Source organism: Kitasatospora sp. NPDC049285, from assembly GCF_040678815.1.
Classification (GTDB): domain Bacteria; phylum Actinomycetota; class Actinomycetes; order Streptomycetales; family Streptomycetaceae; genus Kitasatospora.
Map to the genome: position 1 here is coordinate 1 of NZ_JBFAQR010000029.1, position 17,918 is coordinate 17,918.

Annotated in this window: 16 protein-coding genes; 10 read left to right on the top strand and 6 right to left on the bottom strand. The window is 74.6% G+C overall.

Annotation, left to right across the window (positions count from 1 at the left end; genetic code table 11):
- Positions 1–290 precede the first annotated feature (290 nt).
- The 3 genes from coaBC (at position 291) to AB0K51_RS19680 (ending at position 5,107) form a co-directional block, all read left to right on the top strand.
- Positions 291–1,505, top strand: a complete 1,215-nt coding sequence (coaBC, locus tag AB0K51_RS19670) for a bifunctional phosphopantothenoylcysteine decarboxylase/phosphopantothenate--cysteine ligase CoaBC (RefSeq protein ID WP_363456820.1) — start codon at positions 291–293, stop codon at positions 1,503–1,505.
- A 225-nt stretch (positions 1,506–1,730) separates the two neighbouring features.
- Positions 1,731–2,942, top strand: a complete 1,212-nt coding sequence (gene metK / locus AB0K51_RS19675; protein WP_363456823.1) for a methionine adenosyltransferase — start codon at positions 1,731–1,733, stop codon at positions 2,940–2,942.
- Between the two features lie 92 nt (positions 2,943–3,034).
- Positions 3,035–5,107, top strand: a complete 2,073-nt coding sequence (locus AB0K51_RS19680) for a primosomal protein N' (RefSeq protein ID WP_363456826.1) — start codon at positions 3,035–3,037, stop codon at positions 5,105–5,107.
- Between the two features lie 171 nt (positions 5,108–5,278).
- Here the strand turns inward: AB0K51_RS19680 and AB0K51_RS19685 are convergent, their stop codons facing one another.
- Positions 5,279–5,758, bottom strand: coding sequence for a hypothetical protein (locus tag AB0K51_RS19685; RefSeq protein ID WP_363456829.1), 480 nt, complete (start codon positions 5,756–5,758; stop codon positions 5,279–5,281).
- Positions 5,759–5,973: 215 nt separating this feature from the next.
- Here AB0K51_RS19685 and def point away from each other — a divergent pair, with 215 nt between their 5' ends.
- The 3 genes from def to AB0K51_RS19700 all read left to right on the top strand — a co-directional run bounded on the left by def (position 5,974) and on the right by AB0K51_RS19700 (position 9,062).
- The gene (gene def, locus AB0K51_RS19690) at positions 5,974–6,519 is read left to right on the top strand and encodes a peptide deformylase (protein ID WP_363456831.1); all 546 of its coding nucleotides are present in this window, start codon (positions 5,974–5,976) and stop codon (positions 6,517–6,519) included.
- 58 nt (positions 6,520–6,577) lie between these two features.
- The gene (gene fmt, locus AB0K51_RS19695; protein WP_363457005.1) at positions 6,578–7,510 is read left to right on the top strand and encodes a methionyl-tRNA formyltransferase; all 933 of its coding nucleotides are present in this window, start codon (positions 6,578–6,580) and stop codon (positions 7,508–7,510) included.
- Between the two features lie 118 nt (positions 7,511–7,628).
- Complete coding sequence (locus AB0K51_RS19700) at positions 7,629–9,062, top strand: transcription antitermination factor NusB (RefSeq protein ID WP_363456834.1); 1,434 nt, start codon at positions 7,629–7,631, stop codon at positions 9,060–9,062.
- A 77-nt stretch (positions 9,063–9,139) separates the two neighbouring features.
- Here AB0K51_RS19700 and AB0K51_RS19705 read toward each other — a convergent pair whose 3' ends face one another.
- Entirely contained in the window at positions 9,140–9,829 is a 690-nt protein-coding gene (locus AB0K51_RS19705; protein WP_363456837.1) for a TetR/AcrR family transcriptional regulator C-terminal domain-containing protein, read from the bottom strand.
- Positions 9,830–9,982: 153 nt separating this feature from the next.
- Here AB0K51_RS19705 and AB0K51_RS19710 point away from each other — a divergent pair, with 153 nt between their 5' ends.
- The 3 genes from AB0K51_RS19710 to AB0K51_RS19720 all read left to right on the top strand — a co-directional run bounded on the left by AB0K51_RS19710 (position 9,983) and on the right by AB0K51_RS19720 (position 12,833).
- Complete coding sequence (locus AB0K51_RS19710; protein ID WP_363456840.1) at positions 9,983–10,993, top strand: ATP-binding cassette domain-containing protein; 1,011 nt, start codon at positions 9,983–9,985, stop codon at positions 10,991–10,993.
- A complete protein-coding gene (locus tag AB0K51_RS19715; RefSeq protein WP_363456843.1) occupies positions 10,990–11,775 on the top strand; it encodes an ABC transporter permease in 786 nt (261 codons plus the stop codon). Before AB0K51_RS19710 ends, AB0K51_RS19715 begins: the two co-directional genes overlap by 4 nt.
- Positions 11,776–11,861: 86 nt before the next feature.
- The gene (locus tag AB0K51_RS19720; protein WP_363456846.1) at positions 11,862–12,833 is read left to right on the top strand and encodes an aldo/keto reductase; all 972 of its coding nucleotides are present in this window, start codon (positions 11,862–11,864) and stop codon (positions 12,831–12,833) included.
- Positions 12,834–12,880: 47 nt separating this feature from the next.
- Here the strand turns inward: AB0K51_RS19720 and AB0K51_RS19725 are convergent, their stop codons facing one another.
- Positions 12,881–13,594 carry a leucine-rich repeat domain-containing protein gene (locus AB0K51_RS19725; protein WP_363456849.1) on the bottom strand — a complete coding sequence of 238 codons (714 nt, stop codon included), beginning with the start codon at positions 13,592–13,594 and terminating at the stop codon, positions 12,881–12,883.
- Between the two features lie 41 nt (positions 13,595–13,635).
- Positions 13,636–14,058 carry a hypothetical protein gene (locus AB0K51_RS19730; protein ID WP_363456851.1) on the bottom strand — a complete coding sequence of 141 codons (423 nt, stop codon included), beginning with the start codon at positions 14,056–14,058 and terminating at the stop codon, positions 13,636–13,638.
- Positions 14,059–14,200: 142 nt separating this feature from the next.
- Between AB0K51_RS19730 and AB0K51_RS19735 the strand changes: the two genes are divergently transcribed.
- On the top strand, positions 14,201–14,851 hold the full coding sequence (locus AB0K51_RS19735) for a C39 family peptidase (protein WP_363456854.1): 651 nt from the start codon (positions 14,201–14,203) through the stop codon (positions 14,849–14,851).
- A 20-nt stretch (positions 14,852–14,871) separates the two neighbouring features.
- Here AB0K51_RS19735 and AB0K51_RS19740 read toward each other — a convergent pair whose 3' ends face one another.
- Positions 14,872–16,722, bottom strand: coding sequence for a hypothetical protein (locus AB0K51_RS19740; RefSeq protein WP_363456857.1), 1,851 nt, complete (start codon positions 16,720–16,722; stop codon positions 14,872–14,874).
- Between the two features lie 56 nt (positions 16,723–16,778).
- Complete coding sequence (locus tag AB0K51_RS19745; RefSeq protein WP_363456860.1) at positions 16,779–17,849, bottom strand: hypothetical protein; 1,071 nt, start codon at positions 17,847–17,849, stop codon at positions 16,779–16,781.
- Between the last annotated feature and the right edge of the window lie 69 nt (positions 17,850–17,918).

Sequence of the window (17,918 nt, forward strand, 5' to 3'; positions counted from 1 at the left end):
GCGGGCCCCCCGCCCGCAACCCCCGCGCGGCGGGCCCTCGGCGTATGTGCCGGTCGACACGTCGCTCGGCCGGCCTGAGGGGTCGTCAGGCCGAGCGGTGGTCGGGGGGCGGCGTCGCGGCGCCCGGACTCTCGCCTGGACGGCTTCTCCTCAGTCGCCGATACTCCGTATGGACTCCCTCGTCGGCGCCGCCCGGACTCGGCCCGGACACCGCTCCTCCCTCCGCCCCCCGATCACCGCTCGGTCTAAGGTGGTCGGCGAGCCCACGTCCTCGAGGAGAGCTGACCGTCATGACCGCCCCCCGTGTCGTCCTCGGTGTCAGCGGCGGGATCGCCGCGTACAAGGCCTGTGAGCTGCTGCGCCGGTTCACCGAGTCCGGTCACCAGGTGACCGTGGTGCCGACCGCCGCGGCGCTGCACTTCGTCGGCGAGGCGACCTGGGCGGCGCTGTCCGGGCGGCCCGCGGCGACCGAGACCTGGGAGCGGGTGCACGAGGTCCCGCACGTGCGGATCGGGCAGCAGGCCGACCTGGTGGTGGTCGCGCCCGCCACCGCCGACCTGCTGGCCAAGGCCGCCCACGGGCTGGCCGACGACCTGCTCACCAACACCCTGCTGACCGCCCGCTGTCCGGTGGTGTTCGCGCCCGCGATGCACACCGAGATGTGGGAGCACGCCGCCACCCAGGAGAACGTCGCGACCCTGCGGCGGCGCGGCGCGATCGTGATCGAGCCCGCGGTCGGCCGCCTCACCGGCGTCGACACCGGCAAGGGCCGGCTGCCCGACCCGACGGAGATCTTCGCGCTGTGCCGGCGGGTGCTGGCCCGCGGCGGCCTGGAGCAGGACCTGACCGGCCGTCACGTGGTGGTCTCCGCGGGCGGCACCCGGGAGCCGCTCGACCCGGTGCGCTTCCTCGGCAACCGCTCCTCCGGCAAGCAGGGCTACGCGCTGGCCGCGACCGCCGCCGCCCGCGGCGCCCGGGTCACGCTGATCGCCGCCAACGCCGAACTGCCCGACCCGGCCGGGGTGGACGTGGTCCGGGTCGGCACCGCACTGCAGCTGCGGGAGGCCGCGCTGAAGGCCGCCGCCGACGCCGACGTGGTGGTGATGGCCGCCGCGGTCGCCGACTTCCGGCCCGCCGCGTACGCCACCGGCAAGATCAAGAAGGTGGACGGGGTCGAGCCCGCGCCGGTCGCGCTGGTCCGCAACCCCGACGTGCTGGCCGAGCTGGCGGCCGACCGGGCCCGCCCCGGCCAGGTGGTGGTCGGCTTCGCCGCGGAGACCGACGACATCCTCGCCAACGGCCGGGCCAAGCTCGCCCGCAAGGGCTGCGACCTGCTGGTGGTCAACGAGGTGGGCGACGGCAAGGCCTTCGGCCAGGACACCAACGCCGCGGTGCTGCTCGGCGCGGACGGCGCGGAAGTCCACATCCCGGACGGTCCGAAGGAGAACCTGGCCGACGCGATCTGGGACCAGGTGGCCGCCCGGCTCGCCGGAGCCGACCGCTGACCGACGGAAGGCCCGGCGCTGTCCGGGCAGTTGGCTTCTTCCGGATTGCCGATCCCGGCATCACCGCAGGTGTGATCCGCCTCGCCGGGAGAACTGGCCGGGTCAGGGGAGTGCCCGCGATCGGTAGCCGACCGTTACACTCCACTCCAGGAATCAAGTCTTTCCGGATGCCTCGGGACTTCCGAGCGCATTCAGTCAGCAGCCGCTGCAACCCCAGGGAGCGCTGTGTCTCGCCGCCTGTTCACCTCGGAGTCCGTCACCGAGGGACACCCCGACAAGATCGCTGACCAGATCAGCGACACCATCCTGGACGCCCTCCTCAAGGAGGACCCCTCCTCGCGCGTCGCCGTGGAGACCCTGATCACCACCGGCCTGGTGCACATCGCCGGTGAGGTCACCACCAAGGCGTACGTGCCGATCGCGCAGCTGGTCCGGGACAAGATCCTGGAGATCGGCTACGACTCGTCGAAGAAGGGCTTCGACGGGGCGTCCTGCGGTGTCTCGGTGTCGATCGGTTCGCAGTCCCCGGACATCGCGCAGGGCGTCGACACCGCCCACGAGCACCGGGTCGAGGGCGACGTCGACGACGAGCTCGACAAGCAGGGCGCCGGCGACCAGGGCCTGATGTTCGGCTACGCCTGCGACGACACGCCCGAGCTGATGCCGCTGCCGATCACCCTGGCGCACCGGCTCTCCCGCCGCCTGTCCGAGGTCCGCAAGAACGGGACCATCCCGTACCTGCGTCCCGACGGCAAGACCCAGGTCACCATCGAGTACGACGGCGACCGCGCCGTCCGCCTCGACACCGTGGTGGTCTCCTCGCAGCACGCCAGTGACATCGACCTGGAGTCGCTGCTCACCCCCGACATCCGCGAGTTCGTCGTGGAGCCGGAGCTGAAGGCCCTCGCCGACCAGGGCATCAAGCTGGTGACCGAGGGCTACCGCCTGCTGGTCAACCCGACCGGCCGCTTCGAGATCGGCGGCCCGATGGGCGACGCCGGCCTCACCGGCCGCAAGATCATCATCGACACCTACGGCGGCATGGCCCGCCACGGTGGCGGCGCCTTCTCCGGCAAGGACCCGTCCAAGGTCGACCGCTCCGCCGCGTACGCGATGCGGTACGTCGCCAAGAACATCGTCGCCGCGGGCCTGGCCCGGCGCGCGGAGGTGCAGGTCGCGTACGCGATCGGCAAGGCCGAGCCGGTGGGCCTGTTCGTGGAGACCTTCGGCACCGAGACCGTGCCGGTGCTGAAGATCCAGGAAGCCGTCACCAAGGTCTTCGACCTGCGTCCGGCCGCCATCATCCGTGACCTGGACCTGCTGCGGCCGATCTACGCGCAGACCGCCGCGTACGGCCACTTCGGCCGTGAGCTCGCCGACTTCACCTGGGAGCGCACCGACCGCGTCGACGCGCTGAAGGCCGCCGTCTCGGGCTGACACCCGGTCAGGATTCGCCGCCCGTGGGGTTCGCCCCACGGGCGGCTTTCCGTTTGGGCGGGTATGTCCGACGGGTCGGATAGGTTGGGACGGTGAGCAGCGCGGACGGGGCCGGGGAGCAGTTGGCGTTCATCCGGGAGACGGTGCGCCGGGCGAAGCCGCGGGCTGCGCGCGGCGTGGTGCTCGCGGAGCGGCTGCCGGTGGCCCGGGTGCTGGTCGACAAGGGCGTGCTCAGCCTCGACCAGTACTTCGACTACGCGGTGCCGGAGGCGATGTCCGAGGACGCGCAGCCCGGCGTGCGGGTGCGGGTCCGGTTCGGCGGGCGGGTCGGCGCGCACGGCCGCCGCGAGGGCGGCGCGCTGCACGACGGCTTCGTCGTCGAGCGGCGGGACACCTCCGACTACGCCGGTCCGCTCGCGCCGCTGGCCCGGGTGCTCTCGCCGGAGCGGGTGCTGACGCCGCCGCTGCTGCGGCTGTGCCGGGCGGTCGCCGACCGCTACGCCGGGACGCTGGCGGACGTGCTGCAACTGGCGATCCCACCGCGGCACGCCGGCGCCGAGGGCGAGCCGTCACCGCGCCCGCTCCCGCCGCCGGGCGCACCCGCGCCGGGCAGCTGGGAGCGGTACCTGCACGGCGCCGAGTTCACCGGCTCGCTGGCCGGCGGGCACGCGCCGCGCGCGGTGTGGACGGCGCTGCCCGGACCGCAGTGGCCGTTCGAGATCGCCCGGGCGGTGGCGGCGACGCTCTCCTCCGGCCGCGGCGCACTCGTGGTGCTGCCGGACGGGCGGGCGGTCGCCCGGGTGGACGCGGCGCTGCGGGACGTGATGGGCGAGGGCCGGCACGTGGTGCTCGCCGCGGAGGCCGGCCCGCAGGAGCGCTACCGCCGTTGGCTGGCCGTCAGCCGCGGTTCGGTGCACGCCGCGATCGGCACCCGGGCGGCGGTCTTCGCGCCCGTCCGCGACCTCGGCCTGGTGGTGGTCTGGTCGGACGGCGACAGCAGCCACGCCGACCCCAACGCGCCCTACCCGCACGTGCGGGAGGTGGCGCTGCTGCGCGCCGCCGAGGAGAACGCCGCGGTGCTGATCGGCGGTTTCTCGATGACGGTGGAGGCCGCGCAGCTGCTGCGCAGCGGGTGGGCGCGGCCGCTGGCCGCGGCGCGCGCCGTGGTCCGGGAGGCCGCGCCGCGGGTACGGACCGTCACCGAGTTCGACCAGGCGCGGGACGCCGCCGCGCAGGCCGCGCGGCTGCCGTCCGTCGCGTGGGAGACCGCGCGGGAGGCGCTGACCCGCGGGCCGGTGCTGATCCAGGTGCCCCGGCGGGGTTACGCGCCGCGGCTCGCCTGCGACCGGTGCCGGGCGGCGGTGCGGTGCCGGCCGTGCGGGGGGCCGCTGGAGTCGCGCGCCGCGGGCGCGCCGCTGGTGTGCGCGTGGTGCGGCGTGGAGGAGAGCGACTGGCACTGCCTCGAGTGCGGGTCGTTCCGGCTGCGGGCGCAGGTCGTCGGGGCGCGGCGTACCGCGGAGGAGCTGGGCAAGGCGTTTCCACGGGTACCGGTGCGGACGTCCGGGCGGGACGCGGTGCTCGCGGCGGTGCCCGCCGGGCCGGCGCTGGTCATCTCGACGCCCGGCGCGGAGCCGGTGGCGGAGGGGCCCGGGTACGCGGCGGCGCTGCTGCTGGACGGCTGGGCGCTGCTGAACCGGCCGGACCTGCGGGCCGGGGAGGAGGCGGTGCGGCGCTGGCTGTCGGCCGCGTCGCTGGTCCGGCCGGCCGGTGAGGGCGGCGTGGTCGTCGTGGTGGGCGAGCCGTCGGCGCGGGCGGTGCAGGCGCTGGTCCGGTGGGACCCCGCCGGGCACGCGGGGGTCGAGCTGGACGAGCGGGAGGAACTGCGGTTCCCGCCGGTCTCGCGGATGGCCTCGGTGACGGGCACGGCCGGGGCGGTCGCCGATCTGCTGGGGCTGCTCCGACTGCCGGACGGCGCGGACGTGTTGGGGCCGGTGCCGGTGTACGGCGCGGACCGGGGGGAGGGGGTCGAGCGGGCGCTGGTGCGGGTCGCTCCGGGGCAGGGCGCGGCGCTGGCTGCGGCGCTGAAGGCGGCTCAGATCGCGCGGCTGGCGTTGCGGGGGGCGGAGACGGTGCGGATTCGGGTGGATCCGACGGACATCGGGTGACGGGGGCTGCCGCTATCGGGTGATGGGGGCCGCCGCCCTGGGTGGGGGGTGCGTCTCGTTGGGCGGAGCTTGCGGCAGGGGGTGGGTTGCTCGCGCAGTTCCGCCCCCAGCCCCATGGGGGGCTGGGGGTACCCCCAGCCCCCCATGCGGGGCGCGAGGTTTCAGTCGGCGCTATCGGGTGCGTTGGGGCATCAGGGGGCTGGCCTGCCTTGCTTGGGGGATCGGGGGGCGGGGGGTGGTGGCGGGGAGGGGGGTCGGGGTGGGGGGTTCGGTTTCGCGGGGGGCGGGGAGGAGTTCGGCGGCGGGGCGTCGCATGCCGTAGCGGCGGTGGACGGCCTGCTTGGTGACGCCGAGGGCGGAGCCTACGGAGTCCCAGGAGAAGCCGAGGGCGCGGTCGAACTCGACGGCGGCGGCGACCAGGGTTTCGACGCTCTCGCGGAGTTCCTGGGCGAGGCGGACGGTGGGGGCGGGGGCGCGGCCGTAGACGACGAAGCCGGCGGAGGTGCTGGGGCGGCGGGGGCGGTAGACGTTGCCCAGCTGGGCGGTGAGCGTGCGCAGGGCGTCGACCTGGCGGCGGACCCGTTCGATGTCCCGCACCAGCAGGTGCAGGGACGCCCGGGCCCGGGCGTCGTGATTGATCTGCTCGGCCATGGCCTCGTTGCCACCTCTCGATCGGGTCGCTTGCTCCGGGGCACTCGCGCGCTCCGGTCAATTCGCATTGACCAACGCGCGCCGAGCCGCTGGGTCACGCGCGGACGTGACTCGGGATATGCCAGAAGCTGCTCCGAACAGGTGGCGGGGATTGCATAGACTTCCCGGTGATCGACGTTTCCGTCGCGTCCTGGAGAAGTGGGGAGTGCCAGCCGATGGCCGTGCAGCCGATCCGGATCTTCGGTGACCCGGTGTTGCGGGCGACCGCGCAGCCGGTGACCGTCTTCGACAAGGAGCTGCGGCGGTTGGTGAAGGACCTCACCGAGACCATGCTGGAGGCGCCGGGCGCCGGCCTGGCGGCGCCTCAACTGGGCGTCTCGCTGCGGGTGTTCACGTACAACGTGGACGGCGTGGTGGGCCACCTGGTCAACCCGGACCTGACGCTCAGCGAGGAGGAGCAGGACGGTCCGGAGGGCTGCCTGTCGCTGCCGGGGCTGCGGTTCGACACCAAGCGGGCGTACGGCGTGGTGGCGAAGGGCTTCAACATGCACGGGGATCCGGTGACGGTGGAGGGCACCCAGCTGCTGTCGCGGTGCATCCAGCACGAGACGGACCACCTGGACGGGATCATCTTCATCGACCGGCTGGACCGGGAGACCCGGAAGGCGGCGATGAAGGCGATCCGGGAGTCGGACTGGGGCGGGGGTCCGGCGCCGGTGGTGAAGGTCTCACCGCATTCCACCTTCGGTGCGATTCGCTGACGATCTGTCGGACGATCTGCTGTTCTGACCATTCGGACTCCACGAAAGGCCCATGCCCGTGCGTCTCGTCTTCGCCGGCACCCCAGAGGTCGCCGTTCCCGCCCTGGACGCCCTGCTGGCCTCCCGGCACGAGGTGGTCGCCGTGGTGACCCGCCCCGACGCGCCGGCCGGGCGGGGGCGGAAGCTGGTGGCCAGTCCGGTGGCGCAGCGCGCCGAGGAGGCCGGGATCGAGGTGCTGAAGCCGGTCCGGCCGAGCGAGCCGGAGTTCATGGCGCGGCTGGCGGAGATCGCCCCGGACTGCTGCCCGGTGGTGGCGTACGGCGCGCTGATCCGGCCCGGGGCGCTGGAGATCCCGGTGCACGGCTGGGTGAACCTGCACTTCTCGCTGCTGCCCGCGTGGCGCGGGGCGGCGCCGGTGCAGCACGCGCTGCTGGCGGGCGACGAGATGACCGGCGCGTCGACCTTCCGGATCCAGGAGGGGCTGGACGACGGCCCGGTGTACGGGCTGCTGACCGAGCCGGTCAAGCCGTCCGACACCAGCGGCGAGCTGCTGACCCGACTGTCGTACGCGGGCGCCGAGTTGCTGGTGCGCACGATGGACGCGATCGAGGACGGGCAGGCCCGGCCGGAGCCGCAGCCGGTGGACGGGGTGTCGCTGGCGCCGAAGTTGACGGTGGAGGACGCCCGGATCGAGTGGAGCCACCCGGCGCTGCGGGTGGACCGGGTGGTGCGCGGCTGCGCGCCGGCGCCGGGGGCGTGGACGATGTTCCGCGGCGAGCGGCTGAAGGTGACCGGCCCGGTGCGCCTGCTGCCCGCCGAGACGGGGCTGGCGCCGGGCGAGTTGGCGGTGGCGAAGAACAGCGTGCGGGTCGGTACCGGCAGCCACGAGGTGGAGCTGGGCGAGGTCCGGCCGCAGGGCAAGAAGGCGATGGCGGCGGCGGACTGGGCGCGCGGGGCGCGGATCGAGTCCGGGGAGCGTTTCGAGGGCTGAGGGCGCGTTGCGCGCGGGATGCCGGGTTCGGGCGGGTCTCACCCTAGACTTCAGGGTGAGACCCGTTCTCCGTCCGGGTCGGACCTGATCCGCAGCACCTTTGTCTCGAGGCACCCTGTTGAGCACCCCCGCCGGCGCCAAGCGCGCACCCCGTCCGCACCGCCGTCCGAAGAAGGACCCCGCCCGGATCGTCGCCTTCCGGGCGCTGCGGGCCGTCGACGAGCGTGACGCGTACGCCAACCTGATCCTGCCGTCGCTGCTGCGCGAGGCCGAGCGCAAGGGCATGGACCGGCGGGACGCGGCGCTCGCCACCGAGCTGGTGTACGGCACGCTGCGCGGCCAGGGCACGTACGACGCGGTCATCGCGGCCTGCGTGGACCGGCCGCTGCGCGAGGTCGACCCGCCGGTTCTGGACGTGCTCTCGCTCGGCGCGCACCAGTTGCTCGGCACCCGCATCCCCAGCCACGCGGCGGTCTCCGCGACGGTCGAGCTGGCCCGGGTGGTGCTCGGCGACGGCCGGGCGAAGTTCGTCAACGCGGTGCTGCGCAAGATCAGCGCCCAGGACCTGGCCGGCTGGGTCGCCCAGGTGGCCCCGCCGTACGAGGACGACGCCGAGGACCACCTGGCCGTCGTCCACTCGCACCCGCGCTGGGTGGTGTCCTCGTTGTGGGACGCGCTCGGCCGCTGGCAGCCGGACGCCTCCGGGCGGGCGGCGATGGAGCAGCTGCTGGAGGCGGACAACGCCCGCCCCGAGGTCACCCTGGTGGCCCGCCCCGGGCGTTCCTCGGTCGCCGAACTGCGCGAGGCGCTGCCGGAGGCGGAGGACGGCCGCTGGTCGCCGTTCGCGCTGCGGCTCGCCGAGGGCGGCGACCCGGCGGATCTGGAGGCGGTGCGGGAGAACCGGGCCGGCGTTCAGGACGAGGGCAGCCAGCTGGTCGCGCTGGCGCTCGCCAACGCCCCCGTGGACGGCGCCGACCGGCTGTGGCTGGACGGCTGCGCGGGCCCCGGCGGCAAGGCCGCGCTGCTCGGCGCGCTGGCCGCGGAGCGCGGCGCGGCGCTGGTCGCCTCGGAGAAGCAGCCGCACCGGGCCCGGTTGGTGGCCCGCGCCCTGGACGGCAACCCCGGGCCGTACGCGGTGATCGCCGCCGACGGGACGCGCGGCGCGTGGCAGCAGGGCGTGTTCGACCGGGTGCTGGTGGACGTGCCGTGCTCGGGCCTCGGCGCGCTGCGCCGCCGGCCCGAGGCGCGGTGGCGTCGCCGTCCCGAGGACATCGCCGGATTCGGGCCGCTGCAGCGGGAGTTGCTGCGCTCGGCGCTGGACGCGGTGCGGGTCGGCGGTGTGGTCGGCTACGCCACCTGTTCCCCGCACCTGGCGGAGACCCGGGCGGTCGTCGACGACGTGCTGCGCAAGGACTCCGGTGTGGAGTGGGTGGACGCCCGCCCGCTGCTGCCCGGCGTCCCGGACCTGGGCGACGGCCCGGACGTGCAGCTGTGGCCGCACCTGCACGGCACCGACGCGATGTACCTGGCGCTGCTGCGGCGCACGGCCTGACGGTGCGTCGGCCTCCCGGGGGGGGGCTCGGGGGTTCTCGGGCTGGGGCGTGGCCCGAGGGACACGAAAGACGCGCCCTACGGGCCGATCAGGGCGGTGAGCAGGCGTTGCAGGCCGCGCTCGAACACCGCGTCGGGGTCGGCCGGTTCGGTGCCCTCGGCGAGGGCGGCGGCCAGGTGGGGGTGGTCGCCGCCGGCGGTGACGGTGTGCAGGTAGCGGACCAGGTCGGCCAGCCAGCGGGCGCCGGCCTGCGCTGAGCGCTGCTGCCAGTCGGTGAACTGACAGACGTAGCCGTTGAGTTGGGAGAACGCCTCCATCTTCGCGGGCCCGGGCAGGGCGGTGCTGGCGAGGGCGGCGAGGTAGAACTCCGTCACCTGCAGGCCGTTCGGACCGAGGCCGGGGCGGCGGGCGATCAGCTCGGTCGCCCACGGGTGGCGGCCCAGGAGGGCGCGCAGCTGGTGGGCGATCAGCGTCAGGTCGGTGCGCCAGTCGCCGCCGGGCGCGGCGGGTAGGTCGTACTCGCCGGCGAGTTGATCGACCATCAGGTCGAAGAGGTGTTCCTTCTTCGGCAGGTAGTTGTACAGGGACATGGTCCCGGCGCCCAGTTCGGCGGCCACCCGCCGCATGGTGACGGCGTCCAGCCCCTCCGCGTCGGCGACGGCGACCGCGGCGCGCGCGATCGACGCCCGGCTGTGCGCCGGCCGGGGGCCGCGGCCGGAGTACTCGGGGCGCAGCCAGATCAGCTCGGGTTCGTCCGCGGACGGCATTGCTTGATCACCTCGCCGCCCAGTCTAGGCGGGCCGTCCGTTTCCGCTGCGGCCGGTCGGTGCGGGGTCCTGTCGCGCGTCACACCTTTTCTCCGTACGGCGTACCCAGTAGTCTGAGGTGACTACGTACGCTGTACCCAGAAAGGGCCTGCCATGAGCGACCCGGCGATTGCCGTGCGGGGACTGAGCAAGCGGTTCGGTGCCACCGTGGCGTTGGACGGACTCGAACTGACCGTTCCCGAAGGGGCCGTGTGCGGGCTGCTCGGGCCGAACGGGGCCGGGAAGACCACGGTGGTGCGGGTGCTCGCGACCCTGGTGCGGCCGGACCGGGGGAGCGCGCTGGTTGCCGGGCGCGACGTGGTGCGGGAGGCGGCGGCGGTGCGCGGGATGATCGGGCTGGCCGGGCAGTACGCGGCGGTCGAGGAGGGCATCACCGGCCGGGAGAACCTCGAACTGCTCGGCCGGCTGCACCACTTGGGCGCGGCGAAGGCCCGGGCCCGGGCGGACGAGCTGCTGTCGGCGTTCGGGCTGGCGGAGGCCGCCGACCGGCTGGTGCGCGGCTACTCAGGCGGGATGCGGCGCCGGCTCGACCTGGTGGCCAGCCTGCTCACCCGGCCGCGGGTGCTGTTCCTGGACGAGCCGACCACCGGACTCGACCCGCGCAGCCGCCGCGAGATCTGGTCCGCCGTACGGGAGTTGGCGCGCGAGGGCACCACGGTGCTGCTCACCACCCAGTACCTGGACGAGGCCGACCGGCTGGCCGACCGGATCACCGTGCTGGACCGCGGCGCCGCCGTCGCCGCCGGCACCCCCGCCGAACTCAAGGCCGCCATCGGCACCTTGGTGGAGGTCACGCTCGCCGAGGACACCGACCCGGCCCGGGCCCGCGCCGTGCTGGCCGTGCTGACCGGCGGACACCCCGTCGCCGGGCCCGAGCCGTCCCGCCTCAGCGTGGTCTCCGACCCGGTCCGGCCGCTCGCCCTGCCGCAACTGGTACGGGAGTTGGACGCCGCCGGGGTGGTGGCCCGGGACATCGCGCTGCGCACCCCGTCGCTGGACGACGTCTTCCTGGCGCTGACCGGCGCGGGCGCGACGCCCGCCGGGGGCGCCGACCCGACCGCGCCCGGAACGGGCACCGAGCCGACCCTGGAGAGTGCCGCATGAGCGCGCTGACCATGCCCGTGGACGCCGCCGCCTCGGCCCGGCGGATCCTGCTGATCTACCGTCACTCGCCCGGCCTGCTGGCCGCCTCGCTGCTGGTGCCGCTGGCGATGGTCGGGGTCTTCGGCTACGTGTTCGGCAGTGCGATCTCGGTGCCCGGCGGGGCGTACCGGGAGTTCCTGATGCCCGGCCTGTTCGCCCTGGTCGCGCTGAACGGTCTGATGCCCGCCATGGTCGGCGCGGCCCGGGACGCCGGACGGGGCGTCACCGACCGGCTGCGCTCGATGTCGGTCTCGCGGCTCGGGCTGCTCACCGGCCAGACGCTGGCGGACCTGCTGGTGGCCGCCGTGGTGCTGGTGCCCACCGCGCTGATCGGCTGGGCGGCCGGCTGGCGGATCCGCGAGGGGCTCGGCCCGGCGCTCGGCGCGTTCGGGCTGCTGCTGCTCTTCCGGTTCGCCTGCACCTGGGTCGGCAGCGCCCTCGGTCTGCTGGTCGGCAAGGAGGAGACAGCGGGTCAACTCGGCGTCCTCACCATCCCGTTCGCGATGCTCACCAGCGCCTTCGTGCCCACCGGCGGGATGCCCGGCTGGCTCGCCGCGATCGCCGAGTGGAACCCGGTCAGCGCGGTGGTCGAGGCCTGCCGTCAGCTCTTCGGCAACCCCTCGGCGCCGGGCGGCACCTGGCCCGCGCAGCACCCCCTGGCGGCGGCGCTCGCCTGGTGCGCGCTGCTGCTGGCGGTGTTCGTCCCGCTGGCGGTGCGCAGCTACGCCCGCGCGGGGCGGTAGCGGCCTGGGTCGGCGGCCCCGCGAGGGGTGCCGGACCGGCGAGGGGTACTGGACAAGCGGGCCGGTGCGGCAGAGGGTGGGGAGTCATGGAGTACACCCACCTCGGCCGTACCGGCCTGTCCGTCTCCCGCCTGTGCCTGGGCACCATGAACTTCGGCGTGCACACCGAAGAGGCCGACGCGCACCGGATCATGGACGCCGCCCACGAGCAGGGCATCAACTTCTTCGACACCGCCAACGTGTACGGCTGGGGCGAGAACAAGGGCCTCACCGAGTCTATCATCGGCAACTGGTTCGCCAAGGGCGGCGGCCGCCGCGAGAAGACCGTGCTGGCCACCAAGCTCTACGGCGACATGGGCCAGTGGCCCAACGAGGGCAAGCTCTCCGCGCTCAACATCCGCCGCGCCGTCGACGCCAGCCTGCGCCGCCTGCAGACCGACCACATCGACCTCTACCAGATGCACCACGTCGACCGGGACACGCCCTGGGACGAGATCTGGCAGGCGATGGAGGTGCTCACCCTCCAGGGGAAGATCATCTACGTCGGTTCCTCCAACTTCGCGGGCTGGCACCTCGCGCAGGCCCAGGAGACCGCGCGGGCCCGCAACTTCCTCGGCCTGACCAGCGAGCAGTCGCTCTACAACCTGATCGAACGCAGCGTCGAACTCGAGGTCGTCCCCGCGGCCCGGCACTACGGCCTCGGCCTGATCCCGTGGTCCCCGCTGCACGGCGGGCTGCTCGGCGGCGTGCTGCGCAAGGAGCGCGAGGGGGTGCGCCGCGCCCAGGGCCGGGCGCAGGAGACCCTGGCGGAGCACCGCGACCAGCTCCAGGCGTACGAGGACCTGTGCGAGGAACTCGGACAGGAGCCCGGCGACGTCGCGCTGGCCTGGCTGCTGAGCCGCCCGGCCGTCACCGCGCCGATCGTCGGCCCCCGTACGCTCGACCAACTCTCGGCCGCCGTCCGGTCGTTGGACGTCGAGCTGGACCAGAAGACGCTGGACCGGCTGGACGAGATCTTCCCCGGCCGCCGCACCGCGCCGGAGGACTACGCCTGGTGAGGTGACGGTGCCCGGCCCCCGCGGACGTGCGGGGCCGGGCGCCGGCGTCAGCGGTAGACCGTGCAGCCGCGGTCCTCCAGGGCGCCGACCAGGCGGTGCCCGGGTCGGGTCGGGGTCCAGCGGAGGTCGAGCTTCTCCAACGCGGGGAGGTCGGCCAGCCAGTCCGGGAGGATGCGCAACGGGTTGCCGCGCAGGTCGAGTTCGCGCAGCCGGGGGAGCGCGGCGAGGGTCTCCGGCAGCTCGGTGAGGGCGCCGTCGCGCAGTTCGAGCCGGCGCAGCTCCCGCAGGGCGGCGACCGACTGCGGCAGCGCGGTCAGCGGATTGCCGCCCAGGTGCAGCTCGCGGAGCCGGCCCAGGCCGTCGAGGTGCTCCGGCAGCCGGGTCAACCGGCAGCGCTGGGCCCGTAGTTCGACGAGTCCGCGCAACTCGCCCAGGGCGTCCGGGAGCCGGTCGAGCGGATTGTCGCCGACGTTGAGGTAGCGCAGCCGGTGCAGTCGCACGAGGGAGTCCGGCAGCGCGGTGAGCCGGTTGTCGTGCAGGTAGAGGAAGTCGCTGAGCGCGGTCAGCGCGCCCAGCTCCTCCGGTACCCGGGCCAGCCGGTTGTGGCCCAGGTCGAGGGTCCGCAGGTGCGTGAACGTCCCGATCCGCGACGGGAGTTCGGTGAGCTCGTTGTCGGCGAGGATCAGCACCTCGGCGTCGGTGCGCTGCCAGACCTCGGCCGGGACGGCGGTCAGTCCCCGCCGCCACAGGTTGACGGTCACGGCATCCTCCCGTTCCGCGCGGGACCCACGCTGCGAGTCGGTCAGAGCTGGGCGGCGGCGAATCCGGTCAGCAGGACCAGGAAACCGCCGAGCTCACCGATGATCAGCACCGCCAGCACGACCTGCATGCTGCGCGGCGGGTTGTGCATCTGGTTGACGGTCGTGCCCTGCAGCCCGAGTCGGGTGTAGTTCGCGATGGTCCCCATGAACAGCAGCACCATGGCGCCGGCCGCCGTCAGGTTCACCGCCGACGGCCACTTCGACAGCTCCACGAACGCCGCGATCAGGCCGGTCGCGAAGGAGTAGAGCAGCGCGGACCGGTGCGCGGTGTCGATGTACGGGTGCGCCAGGCCGGTCGGCGAGGTGACCATCATCTGCCACTTCACCACGCCCAGCACGAGTGCCGCGACGAAGATGACGCCGGCGAAGAAGAGTATCCAGGCGGTGGCGGTCTGTATGGTCACGTCGTGCCTCTCGCAAGTGCTCGGGAATGCTCGGGGATGCGCGGAATCGGCCGGTCCGCGGACAACTGATCGAAAGTCAGGCAGAGGCTAGCAGGGCCCGCCGGGGGCCCGAATGTCCCGGCGCGGGTTGCCGGGGATCGGGATGAAAGTACGTCAGGATGACCGGGTGAAGCCGATCAGTCATGCGGTGCCCTACTACGCGCAGTGGGAGTCGCCCGAACTCGTGCCGGACATCCTCGACGGCACCCTGCGGGCCGGCGACGATCCGCTGTGGGAGCGGTCCGGGGCGGCGGACGAGGAGGACTACGAGTACTGGTCCTGGCGGCTGTGCGGGATTGCCTGCCTGCGGATGGCCCTCGACCACTGGTGGGGCGTCGCCCCCGCGGCGATCCGCCTCGCCGAGGAGTGCCAGGAGGCCGGGGCGTACATCAGGCACCCCGACGGCCGGCTCGACGGCCTGATCCACACCCCGTTCGCCGGCTACGTCCGCCGCCGCTGGGGCCTGACCGCGCACGCGGTGAGCCCGCTGCCCACCGACCAGCTGTACGGGGAACTCGCGGCCGGACGGCTCCCGATGATCTCCGTCCACCCGAGCATCCGCACTCTCGCCCCGGACCCGCCCCGCCTCGGCGGCCACCTGGTACTCGCCGTCGGCGCGGACGAGGACAACCTGTACATCCACAACCCGTCCGGCTTCCCCGACGGCTCGCAACGCCACGCCAAGGTGCCGTGGACCGACCTCGACCGCTTCTACGCCGGCCGCGGCATCGTCCTCGGACCGCCGCCCCGCTAGCCGTTCCCACGGCCGCCGGCTCAGTGCCGCGGGCGGTACGGGCGGCCCGGGCGAGGGTGCCGGGACGGCCCGGGCGCCGGGCGCCGGCCGGCGGGTGACTGCGGGCGGTCCGGCCGCTCGGGGCGCGGCGGCCGGCGGTTCGGGTCGAGGTGGACGGAGCCGACCAGGGCGCCGAGGACCGTGGCGCCGAGCGCGAAGGCGAGGGCCAGCGCGGAGGCCGTCCACCAGGAGTCGATCGTGCCCCCGGACCACCAGGCGAACGGGTACAGGCCGACGGCGGCCGCCACCGCGCCGACGACGGACAGCAGCGGTGTGCCCGGGGCGCCGGGCCGCGGGGACGACGGGACGCGGACCATCGCGATGAGCACGGCCACGACCACGCCGGAGAGGCCGAGCGCGAGCGGCCACCCCAGGACGAAGTTCGTCGTGACGGCGGTGACGACGGCCGCGGCGCCGGTCCAGGCGAGCACCAGGACCTGACGGACCGCCAGGTCGCGGGCGGGCTCCTGGCGGCGGCCGGGCGGCAGGCCCCGCAGCGCTCGGGCACCCAGGGCGGCGCACAGCGCGGCGGCGCCGACCGCCAGTGCGACCGGCAGCCCCTGGCCCGTCCAGTGGACGCGCGGCTGGTTCCGCACCAGCCACGGCGGGGTCCGCGGCACCGGCACCGTCGTCCAGCGGCCGTCGGCGGTACGGACGGCGATACCCGTCGCCGGGTAGTTCACGATCACGCCGTGCCCGCCGCCCGGCAGCGCGACCACCAGCAGCTCGCCCTTCGGACCGGCGGGCGACGACGATTCCGTTCCTGACGAGGACGAGGGCGCCCCGGCGGCCGCCTCGGGGTCGGGCGAGGCGTCGACAGCGGACGGGGCGGGGGAGGAGGTGGCAGCCGAGAGGGCCAGGGAAGGGTCGGTGGCAGCGGAGGCGAGCGACGCGTCGGCTGTCGAGGGGGCGGGGGAGGAGAGTGCAGCTGAGGCGTCGGCAGTCGAGGGGGCGGGGGAGGCGTCGACCGTGGACGGGGTGAGCGAGGCGGGCTGTGGGGGCGACGGGGCGGTGGTCGTCAGGAGTTCGGGTGGGGCGTAGGCGGTCTGCCAGGTGAGGCCGCCGTCCTGGGTGGACTCGATGGGGCGGTCGGTGCCGAGCAGGCGGTAGCAGAGCAGAGGCTGCGCCGGAACGCAGCGGCCCTGGTCGGCCGGCGGGCCGTCGTCGGCGTCCGGGAGGTCGTAGGGGAGGCGGGGTACGACCTGCCAGGTCAGGCCGCCGTCGTCGGTGGTCCACCAGTTGCTGTGGAAGTTCCCGTCGAAGGTCCGCAGCATCGGCCGCCCGTCCCGGCTGGTCAGCAGCGGCGGGCTCTGGAGCGGCGCGGAGGTCGCCACCACGGCCGCCACCGCGAGCGGGACGGTGAGCACGGCGAGGGCCCGGCGGACGTGCCAGGGGTGCCGGGAGTGCCACGAGCGGTGGGCGCGACGCCACAGCCACCAGGCGACGGCGAGCACCGGGAGCGCCAGGAGGTCGCTCCGGTCGCCCTTGATCCGGCTCGGGACGCCGCTCAACGACCAGATGCGGGAGGCGAGTTCACCACCGGCGACGCCGGACTTGGCCACCGCGAAGGCGAGTGCGGTGCCACCGATGCCGACCGCCGCCGGCCAGTGGCCGCGCAGCCGCAGCACCGGCGTGAGCAGCAGCGCCAGTACCGGCGGCGCGACCAGCATCCACGCCAGGTCGCTCAGTTTGCCGGTCACCGGACCGGGCCAAATCCGCTTCCCCGACCGGTCGTTGAACCCCAGCAGCAGCACTGCCGCGACCGTTCCCGGATGACCGGCCCAGCGCAGCACCGCCCCGGTCGCCGCAGCCCGTTCCCCCACGATCCGCATGGGAACCAGTGTGCTGACGACTGATCACGGCCGGGCCACGCTGCCGTATCGGAGTGCTACGACGCGAACGCCGGGTAGCCCGGCAGCGGTGCCACGTCCCAGCCCGCGGCGACCTCGTCCAGCAGCCGGCCGACGGTCTCGCGGAGCGCCGGGAACCCGTCCAGGCGCGCCGCCTGCTCCCAGCGGTGGCGCAGGAGTTGACGCCTCGTCGGGACCGGGCGGCGGGTGGCGTGCAGCAGCCGGTCCTCGCCGGCGTGCGGGAGCATCCGCACCGTGGCGTCGACCGTCCACACGGCGACCGCGTCGCGCATCCCGGCCTCCCACTCCGCGTCCGCGGCGAGCGCCGGGTAGACGGCGACGACCTCCGCCCGGTACGCCTCCTCGACCCGGCGGGCCAGGCCGTCGGGGAGGGCGAGGACGCACCAGCAGGTGGAGAAGGGCATCCGGCAGTACGCCGCGGTGAGGAACACCGACTGGTAGCAGGAGGCCTCGAAGTCGAGCAGCCGCAGACCGTCCGCGGTGAGCAGGTTGTTGTCGGGGCAGGTGTCGCCGGGGCTGAACGCCGGGTACTCCTCGCCGCCCGCCGGGCCGATCCGGGCGAGCTCCGCCGCCAGCCCCGCCGGGGCGGCGATCCCGGCCGCGGTGAGCACGCCGGGGAGGGCGGCCGCGTTCCGCGGGATCCACGGATCGTCCGCCCAGCTCGGCATGCCGACGTCGAACCGCCGCCACAGCGCCGCGAGTTCGGCCTGCCGGTCGATCGAGCGGGCCGCCAGGCGGCCGAGTCCGCGGGCCCACGCCAGCAGCCCCGCCTCGGCGGCCCGCGGGTCGTCGCCGAGCAGTACGTCGGCGAGGGACGGCGCGGTGCCGAGGTCGCCCAGTACCAGCAGCGGCACGTCGAGGTCCGCCGCCAGCAGCGGCGGGCCGGCCAGGCCGAGCGTCAGCCCCGCCGCCTCGGCGGTGAAGCAGCGCAGTGCCTCCGGCCCGCCGGTGTACGCCTTGACGACGACGGTGCGGCCGTCCTCGGTGCGGCAGCGCAGCACGGTGGTGCGACGGCTGCCGCCGAGGTCGACGGGACCGGACAGGCCGGTGCCCAGCAGCCGCCCGGCCACGCGGAGGATCTCGTCCATCCGGGCATCCTGCCACCACCGGGCAGGGGCCGTACGCGGCCGGGCCGTGCGGGATCGGGCGGCGGGTGA

What these genes read in the sequence shown, in the direction of transcription:
- coaBC (WP_363456820.1), top strand. Translation starts at nt 291, where the DNA reads ATGACCGCCCCCCGTGTCGTCCTCGGTGTCAGCGGCGGGATCGCCGCG.
- AB0K51_RS19685 (WP_363456829.1), bottom strand. Translation starts at nt 5,758, where the DNA reads ATGGCCGAGCAGATCAATCACGACGCCCGGGCCCGGGCGTCCCTGCAC.
- def (WP_363456831.1), top strand. Translation starts at nt 5,974, where the DNA reads ATGGCCGTGCAGCCGATCCGGATCTTCGGTGACCCGGTGTTGCGGGCG.
- AB0K51_RS19705 (WP_363456837.1), bottom strand. Translation starts at nt 9,829, where the DNA reads ATGCCGTCCGCGGACGAACCCGAGCTGATCTGGCTGCGCCCCGAGTAC.
- AB0K51_RS19710 (WP_363456840.1), top strand. Translation starts at nt 9,983, where the DNA reads ATGAGCGACCCGGCGATTGCCGTGCGGGGACTGAGCAAGCGGTTCGGT.
- AB0K51_RS19715 (WP_363456843.1), top strand. Translation starts at nt 10,990, where the DNA reads ATGAGCGCGCTGACCATGCCCGTGGACGCCGCCGCCTCGGCCCGGCGG.
- AB0K51_RS19720 (WP_363456846.1), top strand. Translation starts at nt 11,862, where the DNA reads ATGGAGTACACCCACCTCGGCCGTACCGGCCTGTCCGTCTCCCGCCTG.
- AB0K51_RS19735 (WP_363456854.1), top strand. Translation starts at nt 14,201, where the DNA reads ATGAAAGTACGTCAGGATGACCGGGTGAAGCCGATCAGTCATGCGGTG.
- AB0K51_RS19740 (WP_363456857.1), bottom strand. Translation starts at nt 16,722, where the DNA reads ATGCGGATCGTGGGGGAACGGGCTGCGGCGACCGGGGCGGTGCTGCGC.
- AB0K51_RS19745 (WP_363456860.1), bottom strand. Translation starts at nt 17,849, where the DNA reads ATGGACGAGATCCTCCGCGTGGCCGGGCGGCTGCTGGGCACCGGCCTG.